Source organism: Candidatus Kuenenia stuttgartiensis (assembly GCF_900232105.1).
Lineage (GTDB): Bacteria > Planctomycetota > Brocadiia > Brocadiales > Brocadiaceae > Kuenenia > Kuenenia stuttgartiensis_A.
Genome location: NZ_LT934425.1, coordinates 573,243 through 583,065, shown reverse-complemented (window position 1 = coordinate 583,065; position 9,823 = coordinate 573,243). Strand labels below are relative to the sequence as shown.

General features: G+C 40.4%; 7 protein-coding genes. All 7 read left to right on the top strand.

Going from position 1 to position 9,823, the window contains the following annotated elements:
* Positions 1 to 269: 269 nt before the first annotated feature.
* Positions 270 to 1,286: an IS110 family RNA-guided transposase gene (locus KSMBR1_RS02670; RefSeq protein WP_099323925.1), complete on the top strand. Its 1,017-nt coding sequence runs from the start codon at positions 270 to 272 to the stop codon at positions 1,284 to 1,286.
* Positions 1,287 to 2,867: 1,581 nt separating this feature from the next.
* Positions 2,868 to 3,641, top strand: a complete 774-nt coding sequence (gene rfbF, locus KSMBR1_RS02665) for a glucose-1-phosphate cytidylyltransferase (RefSeq protein WP_099326952.1) — start codon at positions 2,868 to 2,870, stop codon at positions 3,639 to 3,641.
* A gap of 3 nt (positions 3,642 to 3,644) precedes the next feature.
* Positions 3,645 to 4,793, top strand: coding sequence for an NAD-dependent epimerase/dehydratase family protein (locus KSMBR1_RS02660; protein WP_197705311.1), 1,149 nt, complete (start codon positions 3,645 to 3,647; stop codon positions 4,791 to 4,793).
* Positions 4,793 to 6,130, top strand: a complete 1,338-nt coding sequence (locus tag KSMBR1_RS02655) for a UDP-glucose dehydrogenase family protein (protein ID WP_099323941.1) — start codon at positions 4,793 to 4,795, stop codon at positions 6,128 to 6,130. The genes KSMBR1_RS02660 and KSMBR1_RS02655 overlap by 1 nt, the downstream gene beginning before the upstream one ends.
* A gap of 59 nt (positions 6,131 to 6,189) precedes the next feature.
* Entirely contained in the window at positions 6,190 to 7,110 is a 921-nt protein-coding gene (locus KSMBR1_RS02650) for an aminotransferase class IV (RefSeq protein WP_157820337.1), read from the top strand.
* 49 nt (positions 7,111 to 7,159) lie between these two features.
* Positions 7,160 to 8,398, top strand: a complete 1,239-nt coding sequence (locus KSMBR1_RS02645; protein ID WP_099323939.1) for a class I SAM-dependent methyltransferase — start codon at positions 7,160 to 7,162, stop codon at positions 8,396 to 8,398.
* Between the two features lie 102 nt (positions 8,399 to 8,500).
* Positions 8,501 to 9,823 (top strand): DUF4910 domain-containing protein, encoded by a 1,323-nt coding sequence (locus tag KSMBR1_RS02640; protein ID WP_099323938.1) that lies wholly within the window; start codon positions 8,501 to 8,503, stop codon positions 9,821 to 9,823.

The window sequence follows — 9,823 nt, the reverse complement described above, 5'->3', positions numbered from 1 at the left end:
GTTTTTTTCATTTTCAAGCGGTAAAGACGTGTTTTGAAACCATTTCTAAGTTATTCCCGGTGGGTTGCAATCAGGAGCAGGGATGCTCCTGATACATTTTGCCATTTTTCTGCTAATAGAAGGCGGGATTGAAAGCATAAAACGTTTGGTTCAGGTTACAAACCTGATAATCATATAGAAGGCACCTCCGAGCGCACTCTTCATGGTAAAATGGAGGATACCGTGAAAGGCGATTGTTAAATAATAACAAAGTAAGGAGGGAGCGAGCAATGGGATATTTCGTAGGAATAGATTTACATGGTGATAATAATTATATTGGAATACTCGATGAGGAGGATCGGAAGGTATTCAAGAGGAGAAACCGTAATGACATCAATGAAATAAAGCGCGTATTAGAGCCATACAAAAAAGAAATAAAGGGTATAGTAGTAGAATCGACCTTTAACTGGTACTGGATAGTGGATGGTCTGATGGAGGCAGGCTATCAGGTACACCTGGCAAATACATCGGCAATGCAGCAGTATGAGGGATTAAAGTACATTGACGACACGAGGGATTCGTTTTGGTTGGCAAAGATGTTACGGTTAAAGATATTACCAGAGGGATATATTTATCCCAAAGAGACGCGGTCAGTGAGGGATTTACTGAGGAAGCGGATGATGTTGGTACAACAAAGGACAGCGCATATATTGAGTATGCAAACGATGGTAAACCGTAACAAAGGAGTACCGATAAGCGGTGATACGATAAAGAAGCTGAGTAACGAAGAGGTAATGGGGATGTTCAGCGACGTGCATTTGACCATGTCAGCACAGTGCGATCACGAGGTAATAGAGGTATTAAATAAGCAGATATACAAGATAGAGAAAGCGGTATTAAAGGAGGTGAAGCTAAAGAAGCCGTATAAGAAATTGCTCAAGGTGCCAGGGATAGGCGAAATCCTGGCAATGACGATAATGCTGGAGACTGGGAACATAGAGCGATTTAGTGATGTGGGGATGTATTCATCTTATTGCAGATGCGTATCGGCAAAAAAATTATCGAATGGTAAGAGCAAAGGGAAAGGAAACCGTAAGAACGGGAATAAATACCTTGCGTGGGCGTATGTGGAGGCAGCGCATTTTCACGTAAGATTTTGCGAAAAGGGAAGGAAATGGCATCAGAGGAAGGCGTCAAAGAGCCATGTAGTTCTGGCAACGAAAGCCTTGAGCAATAAGCTGGCCAGGGCATGTTATTACATAATAAAGGAGCAAGTAAACTACGACGAGAAAAAAATGTTTGGGTAGCAAGCAGATTAGGTGGTGCAAGGAACCGGTTGCGGGTTAGGTAACCAATCCATGAAACCTGATTGGAAGTTGTTCCACCTTTTATTATGAGTTGTGCCGGTAAAGGAATCGGCGAAAAAGAATATTCCATTCTGATCTGCCCATACCATGAGCCGTGAGGTTTTGGCCGTAGAGCCGAATATTCTGTGAATAACGATTGGACACTGGTATGGAACCGATGGTTTTCTGGGACAGAAGATAAGTCAGGGGCGGTGAGAAAGTCTTTCACAAAGCCTTGATCCCGATGGGTGAATGGTGCGGATGAGAACGATACCAAAACAATTGCGAAATACCACGGGCGTAGATAAACGTGAACGGTATAGTCATTTTCGTAAACAGCAGTAAGAGCGATTCCGTACTTGGAGGGGTATTCAAAACGTGAAAATGTAGATATTTTTGCGACCGGAGATATTTTGTCCTTGACAAAAGCCTTCTAATGAGTGAGTGAACCCACGAATGTAGTTTCCGTCACCTTTACGTTCCCGAACAGCAAGTTTGAGAGAGGTGCATCGTAACTATTCAGCGTAAACGATACACGGCTCGTTCCCAAACTCCAGTTTGGGAATGCATTTGTTCGAGAAACTCCGGTTTCTCGTCTGTTTGCTGATAGATAGGGAATAAAATCACAGGGTTAAGGCAGTTTGTAATTTGTCAAGTCAGACCCTCACTGGAAACAAAGTTTCCAGTGCAATTACGTTCCCAAACAGATACTTCAATATGTTCAGTACAAGGTTTGGGAAAGAGTCGCGCTCTGATCTCCGGTAGTTTAATAAATTACGCTGAATAGTTACGGTGCATCTTCAGTCCTTTGTAAATACTAAATATTTACAGAAAATCAATAATCACGCAAATCTTGCGTTAAAAATGTTGAGAGGAAACCTATTCATTGGAGTTTAAGTATCTATCTCAACTTCTCTGATATTTTCTGTTAACAATGGTCTCGTTGTCATTATCTGCAACATCCTGAACATTCGAAAAGGAATGAAGATATTTTTCCCGGGCTTGCCATTACCAAACTGCATCAATTAATATCGAAGAAATCTGTAGTCACGCAAATCATGCGTTAAAAATAATAAGCAAAATTTGTTGTTACACAAATTCCTGCTTAGTAAACCTAAGTAATATTATTATTACTTAGCATTGTGGAGATGGAATATCCTCCAATAACCAGTCATATCAGCATATCATTTACTTCGTGGTATTGCATACAATCACGCAAATTCTGCATAAGAATATTTTCCTGAAACCATTTCACTTAAGCTTGTCTTGTCTATGTGTAGTATAATCCTCAACTATTCTACCGGACGTGCTCTCTATAAAGCATACAGTAGTTTTCACAGGATATCGACAGGAGTTCCGGCAAAATAGCGGAGAATCATTATTTTTATTCCAAATTTATATTTATATTTTTTCGCTTTAAACAGTTAGCAATGAAATCGAAATATCCGTTACGAATTTTTTGGTCTTTGGTTTGCTTAGGATAAAACATCATGCACCTGCGCAAGACAATTCTGATTTTAATACAGAAAGGGAGTGATTATTGTGAAAACTGTGATACTTGCCGGAGGCTATGGCACGCGCATATCAGAAGAGAGTACAATACGTCCTAAGCCAATGGTGGAGATCGGCGGGAAGCCTATTCTCTGGCATATTATGAAAATCTATTCTGCCTATGGATTGAATGATTTCATTATCTGTCTTGGTTACAAGGGACATGTTATCAAGGAATATTTTTCAAATTATTTTTTATATATGTCTGACGTTACATATGACCTGAAAAATAACAGGATAGAGGTTCATAATAATGGCGTGGAACCGTGGAAGGTCACGCTGGTTGATACAGGCGAAAAAACAATGACCGGAGGCAGGATAAAAAGGATCAAAGACTATGTGGGCAAAGAAACATTCTGTCTGACCTATGGTGATGGAGTTTCGGACATCAATATCAGAGAGCTGATAGAATTTCACAGGAAGCAGAATTCACTATCAACTCTTACCGCTGTGCAGCCGCCCGGCAGATTTGGGGTCATAAAAATAAATGAAGAAGAATCCAGGATTTCGAGTTTTAAAGAAAAGCCGGACGGTGACGGCGCATGGATAAACGCGGGTTTCTTTGTAATGGAGCCTGGTGTTATTGATTATATATCCGGCGACTCAACGGTTTGGGAACAGGATCCCATGCAGAATCTTGCCCGTGACGGTGCTATTTCGGCATACAGGTACAGTGGTTTTTGGCATGCGATGGATAATCTGCGTGATAAGTATGAGCTTGAGGAATTATGGAAATCGGGTAAAGCGCCCTGGAAGGTATGGTAATGGATGAATATATCAGGAACTGATAATAAAACTATTATGGAAAATTCTCTGGACATTATTAATAAGGATCTGGAATTAATCTGTTACAACTTAAATAAAGAATTTGCACATTTATCAGGGAAAAAAGTCTTAATAACCGGAGGAGCCGGCTTTCTTGGTTATTACCTGGTACAGGCTCTTTTACATTGGAATACAAAGGTGGATAAAACCAGGCAGATTAATGTAACAGTATACGATAATTTTATCCGTGGTGTACCTCACTGGCTTACGACTATAGAGAAAAACAATGAGAATATAAAATTAATCAGGCATGATATTACACATCCACTCCCGGTTGATATGGATGATTTTCATTTTGTTATTCACGCTGCGTCTATTGCATCACCTTCTTTTTACAGAATGTATCCAATAGAAACTATGGATGCTAATGTAAATGGATTGCGTAATTTACTGGATTACTGTCTCAGGCAAAAAGAAAAGAATAAACCGGTAGAGGGTTTTTTATTTTTTTCTAGCAGTGAAATATACGGGGATCCGACACCTGAAAATATCCCTACACCTGAAACATATTTTGGCCATGTATCATGCACTGGCCCCCGGGCATGTTATGATGAATCAAAACGATACGGAGAAACACTCTGTGTCAATTATGCCATAAAGTACAATCTCCCCATAAAAATTGCCAGACCGTTTAACAATTATGGTCCCGGGTTGAAGATTACCGATAAAAGAGCGCTTCCTGATTTTGCGAGAGATGTATTTACAGGGAGAGATATTGTACTTCTTTCTGATGGGTCAGCAACCAGAACCTTTTGTTATATTGCAGATTCGATAACCGGTTACTATAAGGTTCTTACTAATGGAAAGAACGGGGAATCATATAACATAGGAAAAGAAGAACCGGAGATTTCCGTAGCAGAGCTTGCAGAAAAAGTGGTGTCTCTTTCTAAAGCACTTTTTAATTATAAAGGCAAAGTTGTTTATAAAGTAAGCACCGATAAAGACTACCTGACTCATAACCCCAACCGACGCTGTCCTGTAATAACAAAAGCCAGAAAGGAATTAGGATACGCTCCGGGCGTATCTTTAGATGAAGGTTTGAAAAGGACATTGATCTGGTATAACGATAATCGCGAAGCGGAGGAAGCATAATGAAAATTTCTATCATTGGTACCGGATATGTTGGATTGGTTTCCGGCATATGCCTGGCCGAAAAAGGGCATCAGGTTATTTGCGTTGACGTGGATCAAATGAAGGTAGAAAAGATTAATAAGGCGATTCCTCCCATATACGAGAAAAACCTGGAAGCATTACTAAAGAAAAACATCAATGCAAATTTCAGGGCAACAACAGACCTTTATCAATCTGTCCTGGAAACAGATTTATCACTCATAGCGGTTGGGACTCCATTTGACGGGACAGAAATTGATTTGCATTACGTGAAAGAGGCTTCTCGTCAGATTGGGATGGCCATGAGGGATAAATCCTCGTATCACGTAGTTGTTGTCAAGAGTACAGTTGTCCCTGGAACAACTGATGACGTTGTTCTTCCCATCCTTGAACATGCCTCTGGAAAGAAAGCCGGCAAAGACTTTGGTGTTGGAATGAACCCGGAGTTTCTCAGAGAGGGAGAGGCGATCGAGGATTTTATGTTCCCGGACCGAATAGTTATGGGCGGAATGGATGATAAAAGTATTGGTGTACTAGAAAAAATGTATAGCGTATTCGATAATATTGACATGCTGAGGACAAATAACAAAACGGCAGAAATGATTAAGTACACCTCTAATTCCCTGCTGGCTACCATGATTTCCTTCTCAAATGAAATTGGGAATCTGTGTGCGGCAATTGGTGGAACTGATGTTGTTGATGTCATGCGTGGGTTGCATCTGGATAAACGACTGAGTCCTATCATGGACAATGGGAAACGTATTACTCCGGCGTTTACTACATATCTTCAGGCCGGCTGTGGTTTCGGCGGGAGTTGTTTCCCGAAAGATGTAAATGCGTTAAATGCCTATGGGAAAAAACTGGGCAAGCCAATGTGGCTTCTGGAAGCGGTGATGAAGATCAATGAGCAGCAACCCCGGCAGATTATTCATATGCTTGAAAAGCACTTTCCATCTTTGGAAGGAGTTAGGATTGCAGTACTGGGGATGTCTTTTAAACCGGGAACTGACGATATGAGAGAGTCTCCGGCAATCCCCATTGTTACAGAACTTATAGCCAGGAATACGAATATTAGGGCTTATGATTCTGTTGCGAAGAAAGAAGCGATGAAACTCTTTAAAGATAAGAATATTGTTTTTTGTGATGATCTTAATCAAACAATTCATGGAGCTGAAGCGATCCTGGTGCTTACCCGTTGGGATGAGTTCGAGAATCTCCATCAGATTATCGGAAAGTGCGAAAAGCAGCCTCTGATTATAGACGGCCGCAGGATGTTGAAAAAGCATCTCATTAAAAGATATGAGGGAATAGGCCTCTAAGCCGGGAATTATAATGATTGTATTCAACATATTTAAAACATAATCATCAGGAGGCAAAAATGGTAAAACTGCAACAACCGAAGTTTGTTTATATGGGCGGAAAGCTTCGGTTATGGGATGAAGCCTCGCTTCACATCGGATGTGAGGCTGTGAATCGTGGTCTCAATGTATTTGAAGGGATTAAGGGATATTGGCAGAATGATGGACGTTTTGGAGTTGTACGGCTTAGTCACCATTATGAACGGCTATGCCGGTCTGCCAGATTATTGCATATTCCATTTAACCACACATATGAAGAGTACTGTAGCGCGATTTATGAGTTGCTCGGAGAGCTGCTGGGTCCTGACCGTGATATGTGGGCACGTACTACCCTCTTTGTTACCGAAGGGTATTGGGGGGAAAACACTGTTGCTGACCTGGCTGTAACTGCTTATCACATGGATAAGCGTATCCCCGAACCGATTAATCTTGGTGTGAGCACGTGGCAAAGAAGTTCTGATGTCTCACTTCCGGCAAGAATTAAGACAAGTACAAATTACCAGGTTGCTCGTCTCGCAAGGATTGAGGGTAAGGCGCTGGGTTGTCAGGATATGGTGCTTCTTAATCAGTGGGGACGCGTCGCTGAAGCAACAACTTCCTGTGTTCTCATTGTTCGTGAAGGAGTTATTTATACTCCGCATGCCACGGAAGGAGCGCTGGAAAGTATAACAATAGATATTGTTGAAGCTATAGCACACTCTGAGGGCATTAAGTTTGTTCGCCGTCCGATTGACCGTACTGAACTTCTTGTTGCAGATGAGATTGCTCTCTGCGGGACACTTGCTGAAATAACTTTGGTTAAATCAATAGAGGGGCTGCCGCTTAATAAAAAATCAGATATCCTTGTTAGACTTCAAAACCAATATTTTCAAATTGTCAGAGGTTTATCTTCTCATCCTTTTGTAGGGTTGACATTTGTTCCTGTTAAATGCCCTGTATAGTAAGGCATTAGTACAATAATGTTGAAAATTTTAATGCGGAGTTGATTAAATGAATATTGCTAACAGATGTCGTTTTTGTGATGCCTCTTTAAAGTACACGTTTGTTGATTTAGGTATGTCGCCTCTGGCTAACTCATACATAAAAGATGTTCAACTTAATAAGATGGAGCCTTTTTATCCACTTCATACGTATATTTGCAATAAATGCTTTCTGGTACAGCTTATTGAATTTGAATCACCGGAGAGTATCTTTAGTGATTATGCTTATTTTTCCTCTTTTTCTGATTCAATGCTACAACACGCAAAAGAATATGTCCAAATGATGATAGAAAGATTCGGCTTTAGCTCCCGGAGTCAGGTTATAGAGATCGCCAGCAATGATGGATATCTTCTCCGGTATTTTAAAGAAAAGGGAGTTCCTGTTTTAGGTATTGAACCTGCAGAAAATGTGGCAAGGGCTGCAATCGAAAATGGAATAAAAACTATATCTAAGTTCTTTGGTGCCAGGACAGCGTCAGAACTCTCTGCAGAAGGGATTCAGGGAGACCTGCTGATTGGCAATAATGTATTGGCGCATGTTCCAGACCTTAATGACTTTGTTAAAGGATTAAAAGTTGCACTAAAGCCGGAGGGAATTATTACCATGGAATTTCCTCATATAATGCGCTTAATTGAGAAAAACCTGTTTGATACAATTTATCATGAACATTTTTCATATTTTTCATTCAAGACAGTAAGAGACGTGTTTGAGTTTCACGCACTGACAGTTTTTGACGTTGATGAGGTAAAAACACATGGAGGCTCACTGAGAATTTATGCTTGCCACAAAGAAGATAAGTCCAGGAATATTTCAAATAAAGTCAATGCGCTTATCAGTAAAGAAATTAAAGAAGGGCTTAATACGTTAGAACATTATGTTACGTTCAGTGAGAGTGTAAAAGAAACAAAGAGAAAGATACTCGATTTTCTGGTCAGAGAAAAAAGGGCCGGCAAGTCAATCGCCGCTTATGGCGCACCCGCCAAAGGAAACACTCTCTTAAATTATTGCGGTATCAGGACGGACTTTATTGACTATGCCGTTGACCGGAGTCCTCACAAGCAGGGACATTATTTACCGGGTGTTCATATTCCAATTACTTTACCGGAAGAAGTAAAGAAAACCAAACCTGATTATTTAGTAATTCTACCATGGAACATTAAGGATGAAATAATGTCCCAGATGTCATATATACGGGAGTGGGGTGGTAAATTTGTCGTATTTATTCCCGAAGTAAAGGTCTATGAATAGAATTATGACATTAATCTTCTATACAATCATCCAGGGCAGGGTAATGAGAATCGCGAATGACGTGAGCAGAGACTGCCTTGTGTACATATCGGGACAGATAATATGAATATTGCAGACCTTGAGAAATCATTAAGTTCAGATTACCTAAAAAATGAAATGGTCGGGTTAATGGCGAGGTTATATCCTATATGCCGGAGTATTACGGGTAAAGGATTTAGGGAATCATTAAACATTATTGACGATTACGTATCTCTGTCTGTTGTAGAGGTGCCAACAGGGACTGATGTCTATGATTGGAAAGTGCCTAAGGAATGGAACATAAAGGACGCATATGTTAAAAATTCAAAAGGAAAACGCGTTATCGATTTTCAAAAGTCAAATCTTCATGTTGTGGGTTATAGTGTTCCTATACACAAAACAGTGTCCCTTTCAGAATTAAAACAGCATTTGATTACCTTACCCGAACATCCCGACTGGATTCCCTATCGCACGTCTTACTACAAGGAACATTGGGGCTTCTGTATGAGTTACAATGAAATGATGCAGCTTGAAGAAGACGATTATGAAGTACATATCGACTCTGAACTGAAAGAGGGGCATTTAACATACGGCGAATGTTACCTGAAGGGACAGACTTCAAAGGAAATCTTATTATCATGCCATGCATGTCATCCTTCTCTCTGCAATGACAACGTTTCGGGGATGGTATTAGTCGCACTGCTGGGGAAATACCTTCGTTCGATAAACAATTATTATTCGATCAGAATTATTATCATTCCGGCAACAATCGGGGCTATCACATGGCTGGCCATGAATGAAGGGTGTGTAACAAAAATTAAGCATGGACTTGTAGTCTCATGCGTAGGAGATCCCGGAAAAACTACTTACAAAAGATCACGAATCGGCAATGCCGAGATCGACAGGGCAGTTGAACATGTACTGAAACATTCTGGTGATGAGTATCATATAATGAATTTTTCACCGTATGGTTATGATGAGAGGCAGTTTTGTTCACCCGGATTTAATTTACCCGTAGGGTCCCTTCAAAGGACACCGTATGGCAGGTATCCTGAATATCACACTTCTGCTGATAATTGTGATTTTGTTCGCCCTGAATATCTTTATGATTCTTTTAAGAAATATCTTTCAGTTATAAATGTCCTGGAGAATAACAGGACATATCTTAATACTAATCCAAAGTGTGAACCACAACTGGGTAAAAGGGGGCTTTATGATTCAGTAGGGGGGCAAAGCGATAAAATAATAGATCAGATGGCAATTCTATGGGTGCTGAACTATTCAGATGGTACTCATACCTTATTGGACATAGCCGAAAAATCAGGCATGGAGTTCTGCTTAGTCAGTGATGCTGCCAATGCACTTATAAAAAACCGATTGATTGTAGCGAGTGAAGAAACACGATAG

Excerpts from the sequence above, each read along its gene's own strand:
- KSMBR1_RS02670 (WP_099323925.1), top strand. The coding sequence starts at position 270 with ATGGGATATTTCGTAGGAATAGATTTACATGGTGATAATAATTATATT.
- KSMBR1_RS02660 (WP_197705311.1), top strand. The coding sequence starts at position 3,645 with ATGAATATATCAGGAACTGATAATAAAACTATTATGGAAAATTCTCTG.
- KSMBR1_RS02655 (WP_099323941.1), top strand. The coding sequence starts at position 4,793 with ATGAAAATTTCTATCATTGGTACCGGATATGTTGGATTGGTTTCCGGC.
- KSMBR1_RS02650 (WP_157820337.1), top strand. The coding sequence starts at position 6,190 with ATGGTAAAACTGCAACAACCGAAGTTTGTTTATATGGGCGGAAAGCTT.
- KSMBR1_RS02645 (WP_099323939.1), top strand. The coding sequence starts at position 7,160 with ATGAATATTGCTAACAGATGTCGTTTTTGTGATGCCTCTTTAAAGTAC.
- KSMBR1_RS02640 (WP_099323938.1), top strand. The coding sequence starts at position 8,501 with ATGAATATTGCAGACCTTGAGAAATCATTAAGTTCAGATTACCTAAAA.